Annotated in this window: 23 protein-coding genes and 1 pseudogene; 8 read left to right on the top strand and 16 right to left on the bottom strand. The window is 73.1% G+C overall.

Translation table 11 applies throughout. From position 1 onward, the window contains the following. Positions 1-99: 99 nt before the first annotated feature. A complete protein-coding gene (locus ACLJTM_RS26435) occupies positions 100-375 on the bottom strand; it encodes a GlsB/YeaQ/YmgE family stress response membrane protein (RefSeq protein ID WP_411106211.1) in 276 nt (91 codons plus the stop codon). Positions 376-578: 203 nt separating this feature from the next. On the opposite strand from ACLJTM_RS26435, the gene ACLJTM_RS26430 reads away from it, so the two are divergent. Beyond that, entirely contained in the window at positions 579-920 is a 342-nt protein-coding gene (locus tag ACLJTM_RS26430; RefSeq protein ID WP_411106210.1) for a DUF3099 domain-containing protein, read from the top strand. A 144-nt stretch (positions 921-1064) separates the two neighbouring features. Further along, positions 1065-1337, top strand: a complete 273-nt coding sequence (locus ACLJTM_RS26425; RefSeq protein ID WP_411106209.1) for a hypothetical protein — start codon at positions 1065-1067, stop codon at positions 1335-1337. Between the two features lie 40 nt (positions 1338-1377). On the opposite strand, the gene moaA is transcribed toward ACLJTM_RS26425, so the two are convergent. The 3 genes from moaA to ACLJTM_RS26410 form a co-directional block, all read right to left on the bottom strand. Beyond that, positions 1378-2367: a GTP 3',8-cyclase MoaA gene (gene moaA / locus ACLJTM_RS26420; RefSeq protein WP_411106208.1), complete on the bottom strand. Its 990-nt coding sequence runs from the start codon at positions 2365-2367 to the stop codon at positions 1378-1380. A gap of 190 nt (positions 2368-2557) precedes the next feature. Then, positions 2558-4186 carry a cation acetate symporter gene (locus tag ACLJTM_RS26415; RefSeq protein ID WP_411106207.1) on the bottom strand — a complete coding sequence of 543 codons (1629 nt, stop codon included), beginning with the start codon at positions 4184-4186 and terminating at the stop codon, positions 2558-2560. Continuing rightward, on the bottom strand, positions 4183-4548 hold the full coding sequence (locus tag ACLJTM_RS26410; protein ID WP_411106206.1) for a DUF485 domain-containing protein: 366 nt from the start codon (positions 4546-4548) through the stop codon (positions 4183-4185). The genes ACLJTM_RS26415 and ACLJTM_RS26410 overlap by 4 nt, the downstream gene beginning before the upstream one ends. A 261-nt stretch (positions 4549-4809) precedes the next feature. On the opposite strand from ACLJTM_RS26410, the gene ACLJTM_RS26405 reads away from it, so the two are divergent. Beyond that, the gene (locus ACLJTM_RS26405) at positions 4810-6369 is read left to right on the top strand and encodes a S8 family serine peptidase (protein ID WP_411106205.1); all 1560 of its coding nucleotides are present in this window, start codon (positions 4810-4812) and stop codon (positions 6367-6369) included. A 133-nt stretch (positions 6370-6502) separates the two neighbouring features. Here the strand turns inward: ACLJTM_RS26405 and ACLJTM_RS26400 are convergent, their stop codons facing one another. The 7 genes from ACLJTM_RS26400 to ACLJTM_RS26370 all read right to left on the bottom strand — a co-directional run bounded on the left by ACLJTM_RS26400 (position 6503) and on the right by ACLJTM_RS26370 (position 13621). After that, on the bottom strand, positions 6503-7546 hold the full coding sequence (locus ACLJTM_RS26400) for a zinc-dependent alcohol dehydrogenase family protein (protein WP_411106204.1): 1044 nt from the start codon (positions 7544-7546) through the stop codon (positions 6503-6505). Positions 7547-7601: 55 nt separating this feature from the next. Then, positions 7602-8294 carry a lysoplasmalogenase gene (locus tag ACLJTM_RS26395; RefSeq protein ID WP_411106203.1) on the bottom strand — a complete coding sequence of 231 codons (693 nt, stop codon included), beginning with the start codon at positions 8292-8294 and terminating at the stop codon, positions 7602-7604. Continuing rightward, complete coding sequence (locus ACLJTM_RS26390) at positions 8291-9244, bottom strand: sterol desaturase family protein (RefSeq protein WP_411106202.1); 954 nt, start codon at positions 9242-9244, stop codon at positions 8291-8293. Before ACLJTM_RS26390 ends, ACLJTM_RS26395 begins: the two co-directional genes overlap by 4 nt. Positions 9245-9404: 160 nt before the next feature. Beyond that, the gene (locus ACLJTM_RS26385) at positions 9405-10625 is read right to left on the bottom strand and encodes an amidohydrolase family protein (RefSeq protein ID WP_411106201.1); all 1221 of its coding nucleotides are present in this window, start codon (positions 10623-10625) and stop codon (positions 9405-9407) included. Beyond that, the gene (locus tag ACLJTM_RS26380) at positions 10622-11926 is read right to left on the bottom strand and encodes an amidohydrolase family protein (RefSeq protein WP_411106200.1); all 1305 of its coding nucleotides are present in this window, start codon (positions 11924-11926) and stop codon (positions 10622-10624) included. The genes ACLJTM_RS26385 and ACLJTM_RS26380 overlap by 4 nt, the downstream gene beginning before the upstream one ends. Positions 11927-11937: 11 nt before the next feature. After that, positions 11938-12822 (bottom strand): SDR family NAD(P)-dependent oxidoreductase, encoded by an 885-nt coding sequence (locus ACLJTM_RS26375; protein ID WP_411106199.1) that lies wholly within the window; start codon positions 12820-12822, stop codon positions 11938-11940. 1 nt (position 12823) lies between these two features. Next, positions 12824-13621: an acetoacetate decarboxylase family protein gene (locus ACLJTM_RS26370; protein WP_411106198.1), complete on the bottom strand. Its 798-nt coding sequence runs from the start codon at positions 13619-13621 to the stop codon at positions 12824-12826. A gap of 113 nt (positions 13622-13734) precedes the next feature. On the opposite strand from ACLJTM_RS26370, the gene ACLJTM_RS26365 reads away from it, so the two are divergent. The 5 genes and pseudogenes from ACLJTM_RS26365 (at position 13735) to ACLJTM_RS26345 (ending at position 17678) form a co-directional block, all read left to right on the top strand. Continuing rightward, positions 13735-14385 carry a TetR/AcrR family transcriptional regulator gene (locus tag ACLJTM_RS26365; protein WP_411106197.1) on the top strand — a complete coding sequence of 217 codons (651 nt, stop codon included), beginning with the start codon at positions 13735-13737 and terminating at the stop codon, positions 14383-14385. A 41-nt stretch (positions 14386-14426) separates the two neighbouring features. Further along, positions 14427-15395: pseudogene (locus ACLJTM_RS26360) on the top strand (DEDDh family exonuclease); the annotation flags it as partial. A gap of 372 nt (positions 15396-15767) precedes the next feature. After that, a complete protein-coding gene (locus tag ACLJTM_RS26355; RefSeq protein WP_328925016.1) occupies positions 15768-16001 on the top strand; it encodes a hypothetical protein in 234 nt (77 codons plus the stop codon). A 123-nt stretch (positions 16002-16124) separates the two neighbouring features. Next, positions 16125-16913, top strand: coding sequence for an SURF1 family protein (locus tag ACLJTM_RS26350; RefSeq protein ID WP_411106196.1), 789 nt, complete (start codon positions 16125-16127; stop codon positions 16911-16913). A 9-nt stretch (positions 16914-16922) separates the two neighbouring features. Further along, complete coding sequence (locus ACLJTM_RS26345) at positions 16923-17678, top strand: SDR family oxidoreductase (protein WP_411106195.1); 756 nt, start codon at positions 16923-16925, stop codon at positions 17676-17678. Between the two features lie 139 nt (positions 17679-17817). Here the strand turns inward: ACLJTM_RS26345 and amaP are convergent, their stop codons facing one another. The 5 genes from amaP to ACLJTM_RS26320 all read right to left on the bottom strand — a co-directional run bounded on the left by amaP (position 17818) and on the right by ACLJTM_RS26320 (position 20126). Continuing rightward, complete coding sequence (gene amaP / locus ACLJTM_RS26340) at positions 17818-18384, bottom strand: alkaline shock response membrane anchor protein AmaP (protein WP_411106194.1); 567 nt, start codon at positions 18382-18384, stop codon at positions 17818-17820. A 4-nt stretch (positions 18385-18388) separates the two neighbouring features. After that, positions 18389-19006 carry a DUF6286 domain-containing protein gene (locus ACLJTM_RS26335; RefSeq protein WP_411106193.1) on the bottom strand — a complete coding sequence of 206 codons (618 nt, stop codon included), beginning with the start codon at positions 19004-19006 and terminating at the stop codon, positions 18389-18391. Beyond that, positions 19003-19365 carry an Asp23/Gls24 family envelope stress response protein gene (locus tag ACLJTM_RS26330; RefSeq protein ID WP_411106269.1) on the bottom strand — a complete coding sequence of 121 codons (363 nt, stop codon included), beginning with the start codon at positions 19363-19365 and terminating at the stop codon, positions 19003-19005. The genes ACLJTM_RS26335 and ACLJTM_RS26330 overlap by 4 nt, the downstream gene beginning before the upstream one ends. A 7-nt stretch (positions 19366-19372) precedes the next feature. Further along, positions 19373-19591 carry a hypothetical protein gene (locus tag ACLJTM_RS26325; RefSeq protein WP_411106192.1) on the bottom strand — a complete coding sequence of 73 codons (219 nt, stop codon included), beginning with the start codon at positions 19589-19591 and terminating at the stop codon, positions 19373-19375. A 100-nt stretch (positions 19592-19691) separates the two neighbouring features. Further along, the gene (locus ACLJTM_RS26320; protein ID WP_411106191.1) at positions 19692-20126 is read right to left on the bottom strand and encodes an Asp23/Gls24 family envelope stress response protein; all 435 of its coding nucleotides are present in this window, start codon (positions 20124-20126) and stop codon (positions 19692-19694) included. Positions 20127-20245 lie beyond the last annotated feature (119 nt).

Here is a 20245-nt window from a genome sequence, read left to right as displayed (position 1 = left end):
CGGCCCTGTGGGGAGCGCCGTCCGGCGCGGAACGGACGCACACCGGCGCGGGGGCCGGTACGGACGGCAGGTCCGTACCGGCCCCCGCGGCGTCGGGTGTCAGGCCCTGCGCCGGTTTCCTCTGAGCGCCATGTAGACCATGTCGCCGAGACCGACGATGAGGACCGCTCCGGCCAGTTGCAACAGGTGCCGGATCCAGTCGATGCCCTTGGTGTCGGCGACGCCGATCCAGGTGGCCACGGCATTGCCCAGGACGCTGCCGATGATGCCGAAGATCACCGTCAGCCACAGGGGCTGGTGCTGCTTGCCCGGCAGGATGGCCCGGGCGATGAGCCCGAGCACCAAACCGACGATGATCGCCCACAACCAGTGCATGTCGCCTCCTCCGGCGCAATGTGCGCATGTCAGGCCAGTCTCGGGCCGTGCTGCGCAGGGTGCATGTCGGACGGGGCCGTCCGGGGGACGCCGGCGGGGCGCACCCGTGGTGGGGCACCCCCTCTCCTGCCCGTGCGGGAGGCGGCGTACCGTGGTGGGGGTTCGGGCCGGTGAGTGCCCGGCGGGCGATCGGGTGGTGGAGCGTGCAGCGGACGAAGCGGCAGAAGCAAGCCGGGGCCGAGGTCTTCCGGATCACCGGGGCACGGATGGGTCTCGCCGAGGACGTGCGGGGACGCCAGCGCCGCTACGTCGTCTCGATGGTGATCCGGACCCTGTCGGTCATCGCGACCGTGGTGCTGTGGAACGTGGAACGGCACGTGGCGATCGTGACCCTGGTGGCGGGGGCGCTACTGCCGTACGTCGCCGTGGTCATCGCCAACGCGGGGCGGGAGTCGACTCCCACGCTGCCCTCCCACTTCGTCCCGGCGCCGGTCCGTCCGGCCCTGGGTGCGGGAAACCTCAAGAAAACCTCAGATCAATCATGAAGTTCCGGTGCACCGCACCGGGTCCTGCGTGACATACTGCCTACGCGCTCCGCATCCCCCGTCGGAGCGACGGACCGACGCCGGGCAGCTCCCCCCGTGGCTGCTCGGCGTCGCCCTTCCGGTCCAGGGCTTTAGGGTTGAGGCGTGACCTCCCCCGAATCCCCCGGATCCCATGACCTGCCCGGATCATCCGGTACCGACGTCCCCGTCTGCTCCGCCAAGGGCTGCCGCGACGCGGCCGTCTGGGTCCTGGCGTGGAACAACCCGAAGCTGCACGCGCCGGAGCGGCGCAAGACCTGGCTGGCCTGCGAGGAGCACCGGGAGGGCCTTGCGCAGTTCCTGGGCGTCCGCGGCTTCCTGAAGGACGTCGTGAAGCTGGGCGAGTGGGTCCCGCCGGAGGGCTCGGAAGGCACCTGAGCCCCGGCCGGGGCCGGGGCTCGCAGGGTGTCGGCGGCGGTCAGCCGCCGATCGCGGACATCGGGCGGTCGGGCTGCAGGAAGGCCGGGTCGTCCAGTCCGGAGCCCGCCTTCTTGCCCCACATCGCCACCTTCCACAGCCGGGCGATCTCCTCGTCCGGGGCGCCCGAGCGCAGGGCGGCCCGCAGGTCCGACTCCTCGGTGGCGAACAGGCAGGTGCGGATCTGGCCGTCGGCCGTGAGCCGCGTACGGTCGCAGGCGCCGCAGAACGGGCGGGTGACCGAGGCGATGACACCGACCCTGGCCGGGCCGCCGTCCACCACCCAGCGCTCGGCCGGGGCGGAGCCGCGCTCCTCGGCGCCTTCCTCGGTGAGGGTGAAGCGGGTGCGCAGCGAGGCGAGGATGTCACCGGCCGTGATCATGCCGTCGCGCTTCCAGCCGTGCTGGGCGTCCAGCGGCATCTGCTCGATGAAGCGGAGTTCGTACGCGTTCTCCACCGCCCAGGCCAGCAGGTCGGGGGCCTCGTCCTCGTTGAGGCCGGGCATCAGGACCGCGTTGACCTTGACGGGGGTCAGGCCTGCCTCGCGGGCGGCGGCCATCCCGTCGAGGACGTCCTGGTGGCGGTCGCGGCGGGTGAGGGTCTTGAAGACCTCGGGCCGCAGGGTGTCCAGGGAGACGTTGACCCGGTCCAGGCCCGCGGCCTTGAGGGCCTGCGCCGTGCGCTTGAGCCCGATGCCGTTGGTGGTGAGCGACATCCGGGGGCGGGGCTCCAGGGCCGCGCACTGCTCGACGATGCCGACCAGGCCCGGCCGCAGCAGCGGCTCGCCGCCGGTGAAGCGGACCTCGGTGATGCCGAGCCGGGTGACGGCGATGCGGATCAGCCGGACGATCTCCTCGTCCGTCAGCAGGTCGGACTTGCCGAGCCACTGCAGACCCTCCTCGGGCATGCAGTAGGTGCAGCGCAGATTGCACCGGTCGGTGAGTGAGACGCGCAGGTCAGTGGCCACGCGGCCGAAGGTGTCGAGAAGCACTGTGGCCCCCTCCCCTGTCCGGTTCTGTAGAGGTCGCCGCTCCCGCGGATCCGCGGATGCGCCCCTTTCGAGCCTACGCGACGCCCGCGGCATGCAGGGGTGCCCGAATGAACGAGACGTGGCGCGGCCGCATCGTAGGGAAGTACGACGCGGCCACGCACGGTGTTCGGATGATGTCGTGCCGGCTTCGTCAGTGTGCTCCGGTGCCGGTCAGCGAGCGGACCTCCAGCTCGGCGAACTTCGCGGGGTCCGCCTTCTCCTTGGACAGGACGGTTCCCAGCCAGCCGAGCAGGAAGCCGAGCGGGATGGAGATGATGCCGGGGTTCTCCAGGGGGAACCAGTAGAAGTCGGCGTCCTTGAACATCGAGGTGGGCTTGCCGGAGACGACCGGCGAGAACAGTACGAGGCCCACGGCCGAGATCAGGCCGCCGTAGATCGACCAGAGCGCGCCCCGGGTGGTGAAGCGCTTCCAGAAGAGGCTGTAGAGGATCGTCGGCAGGTTCGCGGAGGCCGCGACGGCGAAGGCGAGGGCGACCAGCCCGGCCACGTTCAGATCGCGGGCCAGGGCTCCGAGGCCGATGGCGACGGCGCCGATGACCACGGTGGACCAGCGGGCCGCGCGCACCTCCTCCTTCTCGGTGGCGTTGCCCTTGCGGATGACGTTCACGTACAGGTCGTGCGCGAAGGACGAGGAGGAGGCCAGGGTGAGGCCGGCGACCACCGCGAGGATGGTGGCGAAGGCGACCGCGGAGATCACCGCGAGCAGGATGGCGCCGCCGGTGGAGTCCGGGCCGCCGCCGATCTCCTGGGCGAGCAGCGGGGCCGCGGTGTTGCCCGCCTTGTTGGAGGCGAGGATGTCGGCCCGGTTGAGCAGGGCGGCGGCGCCGAAGCCGAGGGCGATGGTCATCAGGTAGAAGGCGCCGATGATGCCGATGGCCCAGTTCACGGACTTGCGGGCGGCCTTGGCGGTGGGGACGGTGTAGAAGCGGATCAGGATGTGCGGCAGGCCCGCGGTGCCGAGGACGAGGGCCAGGCCGAGGGAGATGAAGTCGAGCTTGGTCGTCCCGTCCTTGCCGTACTTCAGCCCGGGCTCCAGGAACTTGGCGCCCTGCCCGCTGTTCTCGGCGGCCTTGCCCAGCAGGTCGGAGACGTTGAAGTCGAACTCCAGCAGCACCATGAAGGTGATGAGCAGGGCGCCCGCGATGAGCAGCACCGCCTTGATCATCTGGACCCAGGTGGTGCCCTTCATACCGCCGATGGTCACGTAGACGATCATCAGGACGCCGACCAGCGCGACCACGGCCACCTTGCCGCCGTCGCTGGTGATCCCCAGCAGCAGGGAGACCAGTACGCCGGCGCCGGCCATCTGGGCGAGCAGATAGAAGATCGAGACCACGATGGTGGAGGTGCCCGCGGCGGTGCGGACGGGCCGTTGGCGCATCCGGTACGCGAGGACGTCGCCCATGGTGTAGCGGCCGGAGTTGCGCAGCGGCTCGGCGACGAGCAGCAGGGCGACCAGCCAGGCGACGAGGAAGCCGATGGAGTAGAGGAAGCCGTCGTAGCCGAAGAGGGCGATGGCGCCGGCGATGCCGAGGAAGGACGCGGCGGACATGTAGTCGCCGGAGATGGCCAGGCCGTTCTGGAAACCGGTGAACTGGCGGCCGCCCGCGTAGAAGTCGGCGGCGTCCTTCGTCTGGCGGCCGGCCCAGATCGTGATGATCAGCGTCGCCACGACGAACAGTCCGAAGAGGGTGATGATCAGCGGGCGGTGCTCGGTGGCGCCCGCCGCCAGCGTGGTCAGTGCGGCAGCAGAGCTCATTCGCCGGCCTCCATCCGCGCCTTGATGGCCGCGGCCTTCGGGTCGAGCCGGGCGGCCGCGTGCCGCGAGTACAGCCAGGCGATCAGGAAGGTCGTCGCGAACTGGGCGAGGCCGAGGACGAGGGCCACGTTGACGTTGCCGAAGAGCTTGGTCCCCATGAAGCCGCCGGCGTAGCTCGACAGCAGGACGTAGAGCAGGTACCAGGCGATGAAGGCCACGGTGAGGGGGAACGCGAAGGAGCGGTAGGAGCGGCGCAGTTCGGCGAATTCGGCGCTGCGCTGGACGGCTGCGAACTCCTCGGCCGTGGGGGCGGCCGGAGGTGTTCCCGCGCTGCCGGGGGGCGACGCTGCTTCGGTGGTCACGGGGGGCTCTCCTTGTGACGCGGGTGCGGTGGGGACTGCGGACAAAACAACCTCCGGGAGGGGACGGTGGCGCTGATCCCCCCCCTGTCAACGGCACGGCCGGCGTGTCGGGACGGTTCAACACCCGCTGATTCTTTAGGAACTGCTTTCTCGAACTGATGGCGCAGGAGGGAACACCGGCACTAGGTTCCCCATGTCATGAACCCGTCCGCCGTGACCGCGGTCCGGGCGGGTTCTTCTCAAGGATGATGTGGAGAACCCATGGCTCATCTGGGGTCACGTTCCGTCAACGGGCGCCGGCGCGCCCTCGCCGTTCCGGTCGGCCTGGCGCTCACCGCCTCGCTCTCCTTCCTGCCCTCCGCAGCGGCTTCCGCCGCCCCGGTGGGCAGCACGGCCGACGCGGTGACGGCCGCCAAGGCCGACCCCACCGGGCCCAAGCTGTCGTACGTGGCGAACCTGACCGCGTACGGCACGGTGAAGCAGGCGAAGAAGGCCATCGAGCGGGCCGGCGGAACGGTGGTGAAGGCCCACGACCAGATCGGGGTCGTCGTCGCCCATTCCCAGAACCCGGACTTCGCGAAGCAGCTGCGGGCCCAGCGCAGCCTGTTCGTGTCCGTCGGCGCCACCCGTACGGCCCCCCTGCAGAGCGTGCAGACCACCGAGGAGGGCACCACGCAGCAGCTGAGCGCGGCGGACGCCGCCAAGGCGGCGGCGGACGCGGCGCCCGGCCAGGAGCCGCTGGAGACCAACCAGTGGGACCTGCGCGCGATCAAGGCCGACCAGGCTCACAAGATCAACGATGGCAGCCGGGACGTCACGGTGGGCGTCATCGACACGGGTGTCGACGACACCCACCCCGATCTGGCGGCCAACTTCTCCGCGTCCCAGTCGGCCAACTGCGTCGGCGGCGTCGCGGACACCTCCGAGGGCGCCTGGCGCCCGTACGCCGACGGCAGCGACCACGGCACGCACGTGGCGGGCACCATCGCGGCCCCGCGCAACGGCGTCGGCGTCAGCGGTGTCGCCCCGGGCGTGCAGATCTCCGCGATCAAGGTGAGCGAGCCCGGGACCAGCCTCTTCTACACCGAGGCGGTCGTCTGCGGCTTCATGTTCGCCGCCGAGAAGGGGATCGAGGTGACCAACAACAGCTACTACGTCGACCCCTGGTACTTCGCCTGCAAGACGGACGACGACCAGAAGGCGCTGGTGGAGGCCCTCAGCCGGGCGAGCAAGTACGCCGAGCGCAAGGGCGTGCTGCAGGTGGCGGCGGCCGGCAACGAGAACTACGACCTGTCGGCCGACTCGATCACCGACGAGACCAGCCCGAACGACACCACCCCGGTGCCGCGCACCATCGACCCGCGGGTCTGCCTCGACGTGCCCACCCAGCTCCCGGGTCTCGTCACGGTGACCGCCACCGGCGACCAGGGCTTCAAGTCGTACTACTCCAGCTACGGCCTGGGCGTGGCGGACGTGGCGGCCCCCGGCGGCGACAAGTGGCAGGTCCCGGCCACCCCGGACGCCAACGGCCGCATACTGTCGACCCTCCCGGGCGGCGGCTACGGCTACAAGCAGGGCACCTCGATGGCCGCCCCGCACGTCGCGGGCGTCGCCGCACTGCTCAAGAGCGCGCACCCGTCGGCCACCCCGGCGCAGCTGCAGACCATGCTCAAGGGCCAGGCCGCCAGGACCGCCTGCCCGGCGCAGGTCTACGACGCCGCCGGCGTGCTGATAGACGCCACCACCTGCGAGAGCAAGTGGGGCCAGACCGGCTACTACGGGCACGGCGTGGTCGACGCGCTCAAGGCCGTGAAGAAGTAGCGAGGCGGTACGCACCACGGGTCCGCGCCACGCGTGCCCGCCACGCGTACCCGCCACGCGTACGCGTCAGGGCCGGGCGGGCCACCCCCCGTCCGGCCCCGTGCGTGTCCGGGGCGGCGTCAGGCCGCGCCGGTCAGGGCTTGATCAGCACCTTGAGGGCGCTGCGGTCGTCCATCGCGCGGTAGCCGTCCGGCACCTCGTCGAGGGACACGGCCCGGTCGAAGACGGGCGAGGGGTCGATCGCGCCGCTCAGCACGTCCGCCAGCAGCTCCGGGATGTAGGCGCGGACCGGGGCGACGCCGCCGCGCAGGGTGATGTTGCGGTCGAACATGACCCCGAGGTCGAGACCGGTGCCGCTGCCGTGCGGGACGCCGACGTAACCGACGGCCCCGCCGTCCCGGGTGATGTTCACGGCGGTGCGCATGGACTGCTCGGTGCCGACGGCCTCGATGACGGCGTGCGCGCCGCGGCCGCCGGTGAGTTCGCGGACGGCGGCCTCGGCGGCCTCCCCGCGCTCGGCGACGACCTCGGTGGCGCCGAAGAGCCGGGCGATGTCCGTACGGGCGGTGTGGCGGCCGAGGGCGATGATCCGCTCGGCGCCCAGGCGCCGGGCGGCGAGGACCCCGCACAGGCCGACCGCGCCGTCGCCGACGACGGCGACGGTGGAGCCCGCGCGCACGCCCGCGCCGAGCGCCGCGTGGTGGCCGGTGCCCATGACGTCGGACAGCGCGAGCAGGCCGGTCAGCAGGTGATCGTCGGAGACGGCCTCGGCCGGCAGTTTCACCAGGGTGCCGTCGGCGTGCGGGACGCGGACGGCCTCGCCCTGGCCGCCGTCATGGCCGACCGAGCCCCAGAAGCCGCCGTGGTCGCAGGAGGTGTACAGGCCCTCCGCGCAGTACGCGCAGGTGCCGTCGGACCACATGAAGGGGGCGACGACGAGGTCGCCGGAGCGCAGGCCGGACACCGCGGAGCCGGTCTCCTCGACGATGCCGAGGAACTCGTGGCCGATGCGCTGGCCGGGCTGGCGCGCGGCCTCGCCGCGGTAGGCCCACAGGTCGCTGCCGCAGATGCAGGCGCGCAGGACGCGGACGACGGCGTCCTCGGGACGCTGGATCGCAGCGTCGGGCACCTCCTCCACGCGGATGTCGCGCGGGGCGTGGATGACGGTGGCGCGCATGGTGGTGCAGTCCTCCGGCTCGGGGATCGGTCGGCCTGTTCGGCCGATGGCCGTCCTACGGTACGCCTGGTCTGCGCTCCGCCACTCCCGTGGCCAGCAGGTACTGGGCGGCCAGATAGGTGGCCATGACCCAGAAGTCCGGGCGCGGCAGCTGGGGCCACTCGGCGACGCCGGTGGCGATGAGCGTGTCGGAGAGCAGGAACAGCGCCCCGCCCGCCCCCGCCCGCAGCCCGAGAGCGCTGGAACGCAGGGCCACGGCGGTGAGCAGCAGGCTGTACCCGGCGACGGGGATGCGCAGGTCGGCCGGCAGGTCCGTCCACAGCAGGGCGACGGTGGTGACGAGGACGAGGGCGTAGCCGGCGGCGAGCAGCGGTCGGGCGCCGCCGCGGCCGAAGAGCACGAGGTAGCAGACGTGTCCGGCGGCGAAGGAGCCCATGCCGATCAGGAAGGCCGGTTCGGCGTCGAAGAGCAGGGCCAGGTCCCCGCCCCAGCCGAACAGCAGCGCGGCGACCAGCAGGCGGGGCGCGCCGCGGGCGATCACGTGGAGGACCAGCAGCGGCATCAGGAGGGGTTTGGCGAGGACGTGGCCGAGGTGCCAGTCGGCCAGCAGGGCGCCGAGGTCGGCGGCGGCGGCCACGGCGAAGGCCGCCAGGGCGGCCCGGGCGAGCCGGTCGCGGCCGGCCGCTGCGGCGGGCACGGCGGCCCAGGAGGGAACGGCAGGCCGGCCTTCCGGCGTGGCGGTGCTCATGGGGTGGTCTCCCGTACGGGGGGCAGCGCCTCGGCGGTGGCGGGGGCGGCCGGCATGGTGGCGGTGGCGGGGGCGACCGGCATGGTGGCGGGGGCCGGAGCGGCGGCCGAGGCGGCGGGGGCCGGGGGCTGCCAGCCGGGGCCGCCGAAGACCCGCCCGGCCCGCTCGCGCCAGTTCGCCGCGGCCCGGACGTCGCGGGCGATGGCGGCGTACTCGTGGGTGGCCACCCGCAGCGGGTTGTGGGTGTCGATGTTCTTGGTGAGCCCGTAGACGGGCCGCTCCGTCTCCCCCACCCAGGAGCCGAACATCCGGTCCCAGACGATCAGGATCCCGCCGAAGTTGCGGTCCAGGTAACCGCCTTGCGAGGCGTGGTGGACGCGGTGGTGGGAGGGGGTGTTGAAGACGTACTCGTAGACGCGGGGCAGCTTGCCGATGCGCTCGGTGTGCACCCAGAACTGGTAGAGGAGGTTGATGCCGTAGCAGAACGGGATCGCCGCGGGGTGCACGCCGAGAGCCACCATGGGCAGGTAGAACCACCAGGTGGTGGCGCTCGTCCAGGGCTGGCGCAGGGCGGTGGTGAGGTTGAACCGCCGGCTGCTGTGGTGGACCACGTGGCAGGCCCACAGGATGCGGATGACGTGGTGGCTGCGGTGCTGCCAGTAGTAGAGGAAGTCCTGGACGAGCAGCATCAACAGGGCCGTCCACCACAGGAACGGCACCCGCAGCGGGGTGAGTTCGTAGACCGCGGTGAAGACCGCGACGACCGGGATCTTCCACAGCAGGTCGAAGCCGATGCTGCCGAGCCCCATGGTGACGCTCGTGACGGCGTCCTTGCGGTCGTAGCCGGCTGCGTCCTCGTCGGGATGGAGCCGGTAGCTCACCACCTCCAGCACGGTGAGCAGCACGAAGGCCGGTATGGACCACAGCACGACATCGGGCAGGTTCGGCATGCCACGCACCATAGAGGCGGCCTCGGGGGCACCGCTAGGGGTTGTTACCGATCGGTATCCATCGGGGTTACCGACGGTTCGCACAAGGGGCGGGGGCCCCGTCCCGTGCGCCGGAGCGGCTCAGGCTGCGCAGGCCCTGAACCGGCCCGGCGGGGGCCCCTCACCAGACCCGGACCGAGCCCCCGCGGGCGAAGGCCGGGCTGGTGGCCCGGGGTGGGACCGCCGTCAGGGGTTCGGCGATCTCCGTGACCAGGGGGCCGTGCTTCGCCGCCACCGCGTCCAGCAGGTTCAGGTCGAAGCCGTAGACCCGGGCCGCGTTGCCGCCGACCATCGCCGCGACCTCCTCCCGCGGCAGGCCCGCGTACGCAATGCGCAGGCCCTCCCGGGAGTACGGGGTGGTGCCCTCGTCGTGGGGGTAGTCGCAGCCCCACATGATCTTGTCGAGGCCGATCCGCTCCCGCAGCGGGACCTCGTGGGGGCGCATGAAGCTGGCGCCCACGAAGCAGTTGTCCCGCCAGACCTCGCTCGGGCCCTTGCCCATGGCCTGCGCGAGGCCCGCGCCGAATTTGGACTCCGCGGTGTCCGAGGCGGCGACCAGGCGGCCGTGGTAGTAGTCCAGCATGTCCAGCACCCCGGGGATCCAGCCCGAGCCCTGCTCCGTCAGGACCAGCCTGAGGCCGGGGTGGCGGCGGAAGGCCCCGCCGAAGACGAGGTGCCACAGGGCGCGGTGGGAGAACCAGGTCGTCTCCACCATGAAGACGGCCCGCGCCGCCGGCTCGTCGCCGAGCGGCGGGGACGCCGAGCCGCCGTGGTGGTTGACCGGCACGTCCAGCTCGTCGCAGACCGCCCAGATGGGGTCGTAGGCCGCCGAGTACAGCTCCGGGACGGTCGAGCCGGGCGGGACGCCGGGCAGCAGGATGCCTCCCGTCAGGCCCGCCGCCCGGGTGCGGCGGATCTCCCCCACCGCCGCGTCCACGTCGTTCAGCAGGATCTGGGCCACCCCCGCCCGGCGGCCGGGCGCGTCCGCGCAGAAGTCCGCCAGCCAGCGGTTGTGGGCCTGGAGCCCGGCCCACCGCAACGCGTACTCCGCCGCCGTCGGGGGCTGGGCCATCAGGGAGGCCTTGGGGAAGAACGGCGGGATGGTGTTGGGGAAGACGACCTCGGCCACGATCCCGTCGGCCTCCAGCTCCGCCAGCCGCCGCGCCGAGTTCCAGTTGCGGTCCGCCGTGTCCGCGAGGAGGTCCTCGTACGGGTTCACGTACGAGGCGGCCCAGGCGTCGAACTCCTCGTGGTGGCGCTTCTCCAGGTACGGCCGGTAGTCCGGCAGGTCGGCGCCCGCGTGGCAGTCCGCCGAGATCACGGTGTAGCGGCCCTCGGTCACGGCGACACCCCCAGGACCGGGAAGTCGTTCCCGGTCAGCCAGTGCCGGCCCGTCTCGCGCGAGCGCGCCCAGGAGGCCTCCACCGCCGCCTGGTCGGCGGACTGGCCGAGTTCGGCCGGCGTGGGCCCGATGCGGCGGGCGATCGGGGCCAGCGTGCCGGTGTCGAAGCCGAAGGCCTCCGCCGCCGACAGACCGAGCATCCGCCGGGTCTCGGCGACCGGGATGTCGTGGAAGGTCCGGCGCAGCCAGTTCCGGGTGTCGGGCCAGGTGCCCTCGGGGTGCGGGAAGTCCGAGCCCCACAGGATGTTGTCCACACCGATCTCGTAGCGCTGGGCGAGTTCGCGGCGCTTGGTGTTGGTGGCGCAGACGAAGACCTGCCGGTCCAGGTACTCGCTCGGCGGCCGCTTCAGCTCGGCGAACGGGGACAGCTTCTTGCCGCCGTGCGCGCCGAGGTAGAGCCGGTCCATGAACCACAGCTGGTTCGGCAGCCACCAGCAGCCGGACTCCGCGACGCCGAACTTCAGGCCCGGGTGCCGCTCGAACACCCCCGACCAGAGCAGGAACCACAGCGGGCGGGCGGGCCACCAGGTGACCTCGGAGACGTAGATGCCGAGGTGGTCGCCGTACTCGTGGCGGGGCGCGGCTCCCGAATGGGTGAGGACCGGCATGGCCGTCTCGGCCGCCGCCGCCCAGACCGGGTCGTAGCGGCGGTCGTGGTACGGCGCCTTGTCCACCCACATCGAGGGGATCATCAGGGCGCCGAGCCCGGACTCCTTGGCGCGGTGGATCTCGGCGACGACCTTGTCCGGTTCGGCCGTGACGGGCAGCAGGGCCACCCCGCAGTGCCGCGCCGCGTCCTTGCCGTTCCCGGCGCCGACGAACTCCGCCAGCCAGCGGTTGTGCGCCTGTGCGCCCGCCATGCCCAGCTCGGGGTCCTGGTCGCCGGAGAGGCCCAGGCCCACCCCGAAGGGAGCGGCGGTCTGGCTGTCGACGGCGTCCGCGTCGGGGAAGACGACCTCGGCGGCGACCCCGTCCCCGTCGAGTTCCTTCAGGCGCCGGGCGATGTCCCAGCCGCCCTTGAGGCCCTCTTCGTGGTCGTGGAACCACTTCTCGGCGAAGGCCTCGTTGCGGATTCCGAGCCGGGTCGCCTCCGCACGGCGGGCGTCACGCCCGCCGAGGAACTCGTCGAAGGCGCGGTGGAAGCGGGAGTCCAGGTAGGGGCGGTACTGCTCGGTGGGCAGCCCTGCGTGGCAGTCGGAGGAGATGATCAGGTACGGCTCTTCGTACGGTATGTCACTCACTGCGTGGCTCCTCAGTCGAGGATGAAGCTTTCCAGGTAGGCGGGGTCGGCCCGGTCGAGCATCGACTGCGACCGGGCGCGGATCTGGCGGTCGCTGTGCTCGCTCGCCGGGAGCATCCAGAAGCGGTCGGCGCGGATGCCGTCGAGCACGTGCTCGGCGACCTCCTCGACCGGGGTGAAGTGCACCTCGCGGCCGGCCTGCCTCATCGCGGCCTCGTACTGGTCGAGGGTGCGGTACGGGGTCCTGCGCGGCCGCTGCTTCGCGTAGCGCTCGGGCCGGTTGCGGTGCGACTCCCACAGTCCGGTGCGCAGCATGTGCGGTCCGGGGAAGAGGACGGAGGCGCCGACGGGGGCGCCCTCCGCCTTGAGGTGGGCGTAGAGGGACTCGGTCATGGTGACCACGGCCGCCTTGGTGACGGCGTACACGGAGGCGGTCGGCAGGGGCGCGATGCCGCCGTCTGCGGAGGAGGTGTTGACGACGTGGCCCGGGCCGCCTGCCTCGATCATGCGCGGGACGAAGGCCTGGATCCCGTGGAAGACGCCCCACACGTTGACGGAGAAGGCCCATGCCCAGTCGTTCGGCTCGTGCTCCCACATGCGGCCCTCGGCGCCGGAGCCGACGCCCGCGTTGTTGCAGAGCACGTGCACGGCGCCGAAGGCCTCGTACGCGGCGTCGGCGAGGGAGGCGACCGAGTCGCGGTCGCTGACGTCGACGGTGCGGGCGAGGACCCGGGCGCCGTCCGCCGCCAGTTCTCCCGCGGCCTTGTGCAGGGCTCCCTCCTCGACGTCGGCGAGGACGACCTGCATCCCCTCGGCGGCGAAACGGCGGGCCATGGCGAGGCCGATGCCGCCGGCGGCCCCGGTGACGACGGCGACCTGTCCCGGTGCGATCCGCATCTCAGGCGCTCCCCTCGGGCGGCCCGTCCAGGATCTGCATCGGGTCGTCGTACCGCTGGTGGATGTAGGGGAGCAGGGCCTGGGCACTGACCCGTTCGACGGCCCGGCCCTTCTGGTCGGTGGTCTTCTCCCCGATGGTGATGTCCACGATCCGGCGTACGGGGAGGTCGGCGACCGGGTCGAACATCGACTCGCGCAGCACCACGTCCCCGGTGACGTGCTCCAGCCGGCGGACCTTCTCGTTGCGGGTGCAGTGCACGAGGACCGGGTCGGCCTCGAAGCCGGAACCGTCCACGGCGGGAAGGAACTTGAAGTAGAAGTCGGTCTTCGTGACGGGCTCGGGCAGCGGCAGCGCGCGGTCCACGGCTCCGCGCACCTCGACGAAGGCGATGCCGTGCCGGGCGAGGGCGGCGCGGACGACGAGGCCCTCGCGCTCGACGGTGACCTCGCCCAGTTTCTTGGGCTCGCCGAAGACCTCGCGGCCGCCGGTCAGTGCGCGCTCGTGGGTCATCGGCATGACCAGCGGGTACCAGCCCTCGACCTCGCCGTGCCGGGCGGCCACGGCCACCGAGCCGGCCCCGAGCGGGTATCCGGGCAGGTCCACCCGGCTGATGTTGGCCCGCACCAGGGGCCGTTCGGCGGGCTTCAGCGGGGGCGGCAGGACTGCCGCCACCACGTCGGGGTCGCTCTCCCAGACGGCGACGACCCCGGTGGACCAGATGTCGGGAAGCCGGGAGCTCTTCTCGCGCGACGCCGCGATCTCGGCCTCGGTGCGCGCTCCGTACCGTACGCGTGCCATGTATCGCACCACCCTTCGGTCGGTTCTGTAACACAGTTACACCGCGGTCGATGAAGGGTAAAGACCCTTGCACGCACCGAACTGACGCATCGACAGACGGGTGGTCGTCCGCCATGGCCAGATCCACGCTGACCCGCACGGAGGTCCTGGACGCCGCCGCGTCCCTGGTCAGACAGCACGGACCGGCCGCCCTCACGATGCGCAAGCTCGCCGCCGAGCTGGGCACCGCGGTCACGTCCATCTACTGGCACGTCGGGAACCGCGAGTCGCTGCTGGACGCCCTGGTCGAGCGGACCGTCGAGGAGATGGGTGCGATCCGGCCGGCCGGCCGGACCCCCGCGGAGCGGATCCTGTCGGTGGCGCGCGTGCTGCGCCGCGAGCTGCGCGCCCGCCCGCACCTGATCGCGATGGTCCACGAACGCGGGCTCACCGAGCGGATGTTCCTCCCCGCCCAACAGGCCCTCGTCCACGAGGTGCACGCCGCGGGGCTGCGCGGGGCGCGGGCGGCCGACGCCGTGCGCGCCGTCCAGTTCCAGGTCATCGGCTTCCTGCTGGTCGAGCGCAACCGCGAGCGCTCACCCGCCCAGTCTCCCGCCGAGAGCGAGCTCTGGGATCCGGCCGAGGCCCCCCACGACCCGCCCCTGGCCCGCGCCCTGGCCCGCCCGGCCGATCCGGAACGGCTCTTCCTGCTGTCCGTCCGGGCCCTCGTGCACTCCCTGCTCCCGCCGGCCGCGCCGGCCGCGACGGCCGCGCGTACCCGGTGAGCCACCGCGGCCACGGCTGTCGGTCGGGGCCGATATCCTCTGTGACCATGCTCGACGACCGTACGACCGCAGAGACGATGTGGCCGGCCGCGTACCCACAGGGGTACGCGGTCGTCGACGTGGAGACCACCGGGCTCGCTCGCGACGACCGGATCATCTCCGCCGCCGTCTACCGGCTCGACGCCCGGGGCAACGTGGAAGACCACTGGTACACCCTCGTCAACCCGCAGCGGGACCCGGGGCCGGTGTGGATCCACGGCCTGACGACCGATGTGCTCCAGGATGCGCCGCTCTTCAAGGACATCGCAGGGGAGTTCGCCGGCCGGCTCGCCGACCGGGTGCTGGTCGCGCACAACGCCATCTTCGACTGGCAGATGATCGCCCGGGAGTACGCGAGGGCCGCCGAGACCGCGCCGGTCCGTCAGCGGCTGTGCACCATCGCCCTGTCGAAGGAGCTGGACCTGCCGCTGCCCAACCACAAGCTGGAGTCGCTCGCCGCGCACTTCGGCGTGGTCCAGCAGCGGGCACACCACGCGCTCGACGACGCACGGGTGCTGGCGGAGGCCTTCCGCCCGTCGCTGCACGCCGCCGCGCGGGACGGCGTACGGCTGCCGCTGCTGGAGTGCCGGCCGCTGACCGAGTGGTCGGACTCCCCCGTCACCCCGCGGATCGGCCAGCAGGCCTCGTACCGGGGCGGCGGCTGGCGGCCCTCGCGCAAGCGGCCGCCCTGCCCGCACCCCAACCCGGGGCGCTTCGAGGACGGCACGCCGCTCAAGCAGGGGATGCGGATCGCCTTCTCCGGTGACACCTCGGTCGACCGGGAGCTGTTGGAGGACCGTGCGGTGGAGGCGGGCCTGCACATCGCGACGAGCGTGTCGCGGCTCACCAGCCTCCTGGTGACGAACGACCCCGACTCGGCGACCTCCAAGACGGTCAAGGCGAAGTCCTTCGGTACGCCCGTCGTCGACGAGGCGGCCTTCACGCAGTTGCTGCGGGACGTGGCGCCGGCCGGGGACCTGACCGGGAGCCGGTCCGGGCAGCGGGCCGCGGACGGAGCACAGGAGCAGGGCGGGCTCCGGGACGGACGGCAGGCGGAGCTGCCCGACGGACCGCCCTGCGAGCCACGGGGCGGACTCCGGGACGGACGGCAGGAGGAGCTGTTCGAGGAGCTGCCCGGCGCACTGCACGACGGCCGCGGGGACGGACCGCAGGGCGCCTAGTGCCGTGACCGGAGCGGTGCACCGGAGCGCGGCACCAGGTCGTCTCTTCCGGATCGTGTCGGCTCTGCCCGGGGCGGCCGCGTTGCGCCGGGCGGGTGCAGGCGCGGCGACTCACCCCGGTGGATCTTGTTCCGGTCGGCCGGGGTGCGCAGCATGCGGCGCATGGCACGTTGCGAGGTCTGCGGAAACGATTACGGCATGTCCTTCGAGGTGCACGCGCAGGGCGCCGTGCATGTCTTCGACTGCTTCTCCTGCGCCATCCACCGCATGGCGCCCATCTGCGAGCACTGCCGGGTCCAGATCATCGGGCAGGGCGTCGAGGTCGAGGGGCAGTGGTTCTGCGGGGCGCACTGCGCCCGGGCGGAGGGGAAGGTGGGCATCAAGGACCACGCCTGACCGGTCCGGCCCGCCGGCGCGCACGGCCCGCCGCGCGGAGCCCCGTACCCGATCACCTGTCCACCGGCCCCGGACGGCCACCCGGCCGCCGGGGCCGACCCGGCGGGGGGTACCGTCGTGGGCGTGTACCGCTTTGTGCTGACCCGGCAGTGGGTGTGCCTCACCCTCGTCGCCCTCGCCATCGTCCCCGCGATGATCAAGCTGGGGTTCTGGCAGTTCCACCGCCACGAGCACCGGGTCGCGCAGAACCAGCTGATCGAGAACAGCCTGCGGGCCGAGCCCGCCCCCATGGCCGGGCTCACCTCGCCGGGCCACGTGGTCCCGCGCTCCGACTACTGGCGCGCCGTCACCGCGACCGGCACGTACGACTCCGCGCACGAGGTGGTCGTGCGGATGCGGACCTCGGTCGACGACAAGGTCGGCTTCCACGTGGTGACCCCGCTCGTCCTGGCCGACGGCCGGGCGGTCCTCGTCAACCGCGGCTGGGTGCCGGGCGGGGACGACCCGCGCGCGTACCCGCCGGTGCCGCCCGCCCCCACCGGCGAGGTCACGGTCACCGGCCGGCTGAAGGCCGACGAGACCAGCGGCGGCAGCGGCATCAAGGACCGCAAGGGCCTCCCGGAACGCCAGGTCATGCTGATCAACAGCGGGCAGCAGGCCCGGTTCGCGGGCCGGCCCGTCCTCGGCGGCTACCTGGAACTCACCTCCCCCGTCCCGCCGGACGGCAGTCCCGAACCGGTCGCCGAGCCCGACCACGACTCGATCGGCCCGCACATGGCGTACGCCGTCCAGTGGTGGCTGTTCACGGCCGCGGTCCCGGTGGGCTGGATCGTGCTGGTGCGGCGGGAGAAGCGCGAACGCGAGGAGGCGGCGGCCGCATCCGCCGAGCGGGAGCCGGCGACGGCGGCGTAGCGTGTCGGCATGGATCTTGGACTGAAGGACCGTGTCTACATCGTCACCGGGGCCACCCGCGGCCTCGGCTTCGCCGCAGCCCGCGAACTGACCTCCGACGGCGCCCGGGTCGTGGTGACGGGCCGCGACGGGAAGCGGGCGGCGGACGCCGCCGCCTCCCTGGGCGCCGGTGCGGTCGGCGTGGCCGCCGACAACGCCGACCCGGAGGCGGCCGCACGGCTTGTCGCCACCGCCCGCGAACGCTTCGGCCGCCTGGACGGCATCCTCATCAGCGTCGGCGGCCCGCCGCCGGGGCTGGCCGCGGACAATACCGACGAGCAGTGGACGGCGGCCTTCGAGTCGGTCTTCCTGGGCGCGGTCCGGCTGGCCCGGGCGGCTGCGGCCGAACTGGGCGAGGGCGGGGTCATCGGCTTCGTCCTGTCGGGCTCGGTGCACGAGCCGATCCCGGGCCTGACCGTCTCCAACGGCCTGCGGCCCGGGCTGGCGGGCTTCGCGAAGTCCCTGTCGGTGGACCTCGGCCCGCGCGGTATCCGGGTGGTGGGCCTGCTGCCGGCCCGCATCGACACCGACCGGGTCCGCGAGCTGGACGCGCTGTCGGGGGACGCGGCCGCCGCCCGCGCCGGCAACGAGTCCCGCATCCCGCTGCGGCGCTACGGCGCTCCGGAGGAGTTCGGCCGGGCGGCGGCCTTCCTGCTCTCGCCCGCGGCCTCGTACCTGACGGGTGTGATGCTGCCGGTCGACGGGGGCCACCGGCACGGCTTCTGACCGGCCGCCCGACGGCCGGCCCACCCAGGGCCGGCCCACCCAAGGCCGGCCCACACGGTGGCCGGCCGCGCGACGGCAGGACCGGACTGCGGTAGGACCGGACTGCGGCCCGGCGCCCGGGCTTCCCGCCGGGCCGGGTTCAGGTGACGCGCCGGGCCCGGTGGGACGCCACGCGCAGGCGGGCCTCCGCCACAAGGCCGGGGAGGCCCGTGGAACCGCGGGCGTGCTCCAGGACCGGGCCCGCCAGTGCGGCCAGGACATCGGCCGGCACGGCGTGCGGTTCCAGCTCCAGCGCGATCCGCAGCGCGGGGGCCCCGCGCCGGCCGCGCAGTACGGCCCGGCTGCCGGCCACCCCGTCCAGGGCTCCGGCCTCGGCGGCCACCGCCTCCTCCAGGGCCCGGCCGCGCAGCACGGCACAGGCACCGTCGCCGGTGTCGACGTCCACCGCGGCCAGTCTCGGCCGCCGCAGCTGGGACAGCAGCCACCACAGGGCCAGCAGGACGCACAGCCCGAGGCCCGCCGCCACGGCCCACCACCACCAGCCCTCGGCGTGCCAGTGGGCGCGCCGGGTCTGCGCCGCGAGCAGCGGCTCGTGCCGGCCGCCCAGCGGCCACCGGGCGGTGAGGACCGCGAGCCCGGCGGTCAGCAGGACCAGGCCGGTCAGGGCCAGCAGGACCCGGTTCCACGTTCCGAGCTTCCCGGTCATCGCCTCATCCCTTCCCCTCGGCGGTTCGGGTGACCCGTACGCGGGTCCGCGGCGGGTGCGCGAGGCCCAGTTCCGCGATGCCGACGGCGAGCACCTCGTCCAGGTCGGCCCGTACGTCGTCCAGTTCGCGGAAGTGCGAGGCCGCCCGCACCGCGACGCGCGAACGGCTCATCCGCACCCGCGCCGAGCGCACCCCCGCCACCTCCATGGCCCGGTCCCGCAGCACCTGCGCGGCGGCCTTGCGGCTGATCCCGGCCCGCAGGAGGCCGGCGTCCGGGGCGGGGGGCCGCATCGGCAGGATGGTGCGGAGCCCGGGGGTGAGCGCCAGGAGCAGGAGCAGCAGGCCGGCCGCGGCGAGGAGGCCGGCGCCGATCTGCACCGGGAGGTCGGCCGGGGTCCGGCCGTCGAGCTGCCGGGCCAGTTCGCGGCGCCAGCGCATGCCGGGGCGTCCGGCGCGCACGGCGGCCAGGTCGTAGAGGAACAGCCCGGCCACGACGAGCACCAGGAGCGCGGTGAGGGCGGCCGGGATCCGCCGGGCGGAACGCATCCGGCGCACCCGGCGGGGCGTGCCGCCGGGGTCCGGGCCGGGGGGCGGGGGCGCGGTGGGGGCGGGGGTGCTCACCGCAGCCGCCGGTCCCGCCCCGCGGCGGGCCGCGCGGGCGAGCGGTGCAGGTGTTCGATGTCGATGTCCACCTCGGGCACCTGCATGCCCGCCCCCTCCTCGATGCGCCGGACGACCTGGCGGCGTACGGCGGCGCACTGGGCGGCGAGGTCGCCGGGGTAGGCGAGTTCCAGGCTCACCCGGACCCGCGCGATGTCGTGGTGGACGGTCACGGTGGCGTGCGGGGGGCCACCCGGCCCGGCGCCGGCCACCTCCCGCGCGGCCTGGGCCGCGATCTTGGCGACCACCCGGTCGGTGATGCGGGTGGCACCCCGTTCGGCGGCGGGCACCTTGGGCGGGACGGGCCGGGGGGACGTCATCGCGGTCTCACCGTCGCCGGTCGTCACGGATGCCCCTGTCCCCTCGGTCTCCCCGGTCACGGGGGCGGAACAGGACGCCCGGTTCCAGGTCCCCGTCCAGGAACCGGCCCAGGACGAAGCCGACGGCGCCGAGCGCCGCCACCAGCAGGAAGGCTCCGAAGCCGCCGAAGTACCCGGCGAATCCCAGTGCCATGCCGGCCACCAGGCCGACGACCGACATGCTCATCCGGGCTCCTCACAGTGGGGCGGGGACAGGGCGGGCGGGGACGGGGCGGGCGGGGACGGGTGGCGGCCGGGCCGCCGGAGGGTGGGAGGCGTCACGGAGGTCACTGGAGCCGTGACTCCGGCTCCTCTTCGTCCTCCTCGTCGGGCAGCTTGACGTCGCTGACCGCGATGTTGACCTCGACGACTTCCAGGCCGGTCATCCGTTCCACGGCCGAGACCACGTTTTCCCGGACCACCCGGGCCACCTCCCGGATCGACACGCCGTAGTCGACGACGATCTCCAGGTCGAGCGCCGTCTGGACCTCGCCGACCTCGGCCTTGACCCCACGGGTGACGGAGGCCCGCTGGGCACCGGGGACGCGGTCGCGGACGGCACCGAAGGTGCGGGAGAGGCCGCTTCCGCTGCCCATGGCGTGCACGCCGACGACCTCGCGGGCGGCCAGCCCGGCGATCTTCTCGACCACCCCGTCGGCAATGGTCGTGCGGCCCCGGTCGCCGGGGGTCTTCCCGGGTCCTCCTGCTGCGGATTCGGTCATCGCATGTCCTTTAGAGAAGGAAGGCGCCTTGAGGAGTCGGGAGCCTCGCCGAGGGAGGCGCACCCCGCGCCGTACGGACTCCCGACCACACTAAGCGCACGGCGCGGCCCTCGCCCGGG

The sequence above is a fragment of the Streptomyces sp. cmx-4-9 genome (assembly GCF_046548835.1).
Classification (GTDB): Bacteria; Actinomycetota; Actinomycetes; order Streptomycetales; family Streptomycetaceae; genus Streptomyces.
Note: the sequence above shows the minus strand (reverse complement) of the source record. Positions and strands in the feature narration are given on the sequence as shown.

Bases quoted from the DNA above. Each gene is read 5' to 3' on its own strand.
- ACLJTM_RS26395 (WP_411106203.1), bottom strand. From the start codon at position 8,294: ATGAGCACCGCCACGCCGGAAGGCCGGCCTGCCGTTCCCTCCTGGGCC.
- ACLJTM_RS26375 (WP_411106199.1), bottom strand. From the start codon at position 12,822: ATGCGGATCGCACCGGGACAGGTCGCCGTCGTCACCGGGGCCGCCGGC.
- ACLJTM_RS26435 (WP_411106211.1), bottom strand. From the start codon at position 375: ATGCACTGGTTGTGGGCGATCATCGTCGGTTTGGTGCTCGGGCTCATC.
- amaP (WP_411106194.1), bottom strand. From the start codon at position 18,384: ATGACCGGGAAGCTCGGAACGTGGAACCGGGTCCTGCTGGCCCTGACC.
- ACLJTM_RS26325 (WP_411106192.1), bottom strand. From the start codon at position 19,591: ATGAGCATGTCGGTCGTCGGCCTGGTGGCCGGCATGGCACTGGGATTC.
- ACLJTM_RS26415 (WP_411106207.1), bottom strand. From the start codon at position 4,186: ATGAGCTCTGCTGCCGCACTGACCACGCTGGCGGCGGGCGCCACCGAG.
- ACLJTM_RS26365 (WP_411106197.1), top strand. From the start codon at position 13,735: ATGGCCAGATCCACGCTGACCCGCACGGAGGTCCTGGACGCCGCCGCG.
- ACLJTM_RS26390 (WP_411106202.1), bottom strand. From the start codon at position 9,244: ATGCCGAACCTGCCCGATGTCGTGCTGTGGTCCATACCGGCCTTCGTG.
- ACLJTM_RS26405 (WP_411106205.1), top strand. From the start codon at position 4,810: ATGGCTCATCTGGGGTCACGTTCCGTCAACGGGCGCCGGCGCGCCCTC.
- ACLJTM_RS26345 (WP_411106195.1), top strand. From the start codon at position 16,923: ATGGATCTTGGACTGAAGGACCGTGTCTACATCGTCACCGGGGCCACC.
- ACLJTM_RS26330 (WP_411106269.1), bottom strand. From the start codon at position 19,365: ATGACGTCCCCCCGGCCCGTCCCGCCCAAGGTGCCCGCCGCCGAACGG.
- ACLJTM_RS26370 (WP_411106198.1), bottom strand. From the start codon at position 13,621: ATGGCACGCGTACGGTACGGAGCGCGCACCGAGGCCGAGATCGCGGCG.
- ACLJTM_RS26355 (WP_328925016.1), top strand. From the start codon at position 15,768: ATGGCACGTTGCGAGGTCTGCGGAAACGATTACGGCATGTCCTTCGAG.
- ACLJTM_RS26400 (WP_411106204.1), bottom strand. From the start codon at position 7,546: ATGCGCGCCACCGTCATCCACGCCCCGCGCGACATCCGCGTGGAGGAG.
- ACLJTM_RS26320 (WP_411106191.1), bottom strand. From the start codon at position 20,126: ATGACCGAATCCGCAGCAGGAGGACCCGGGAAGACCCCCGGCGACCGG.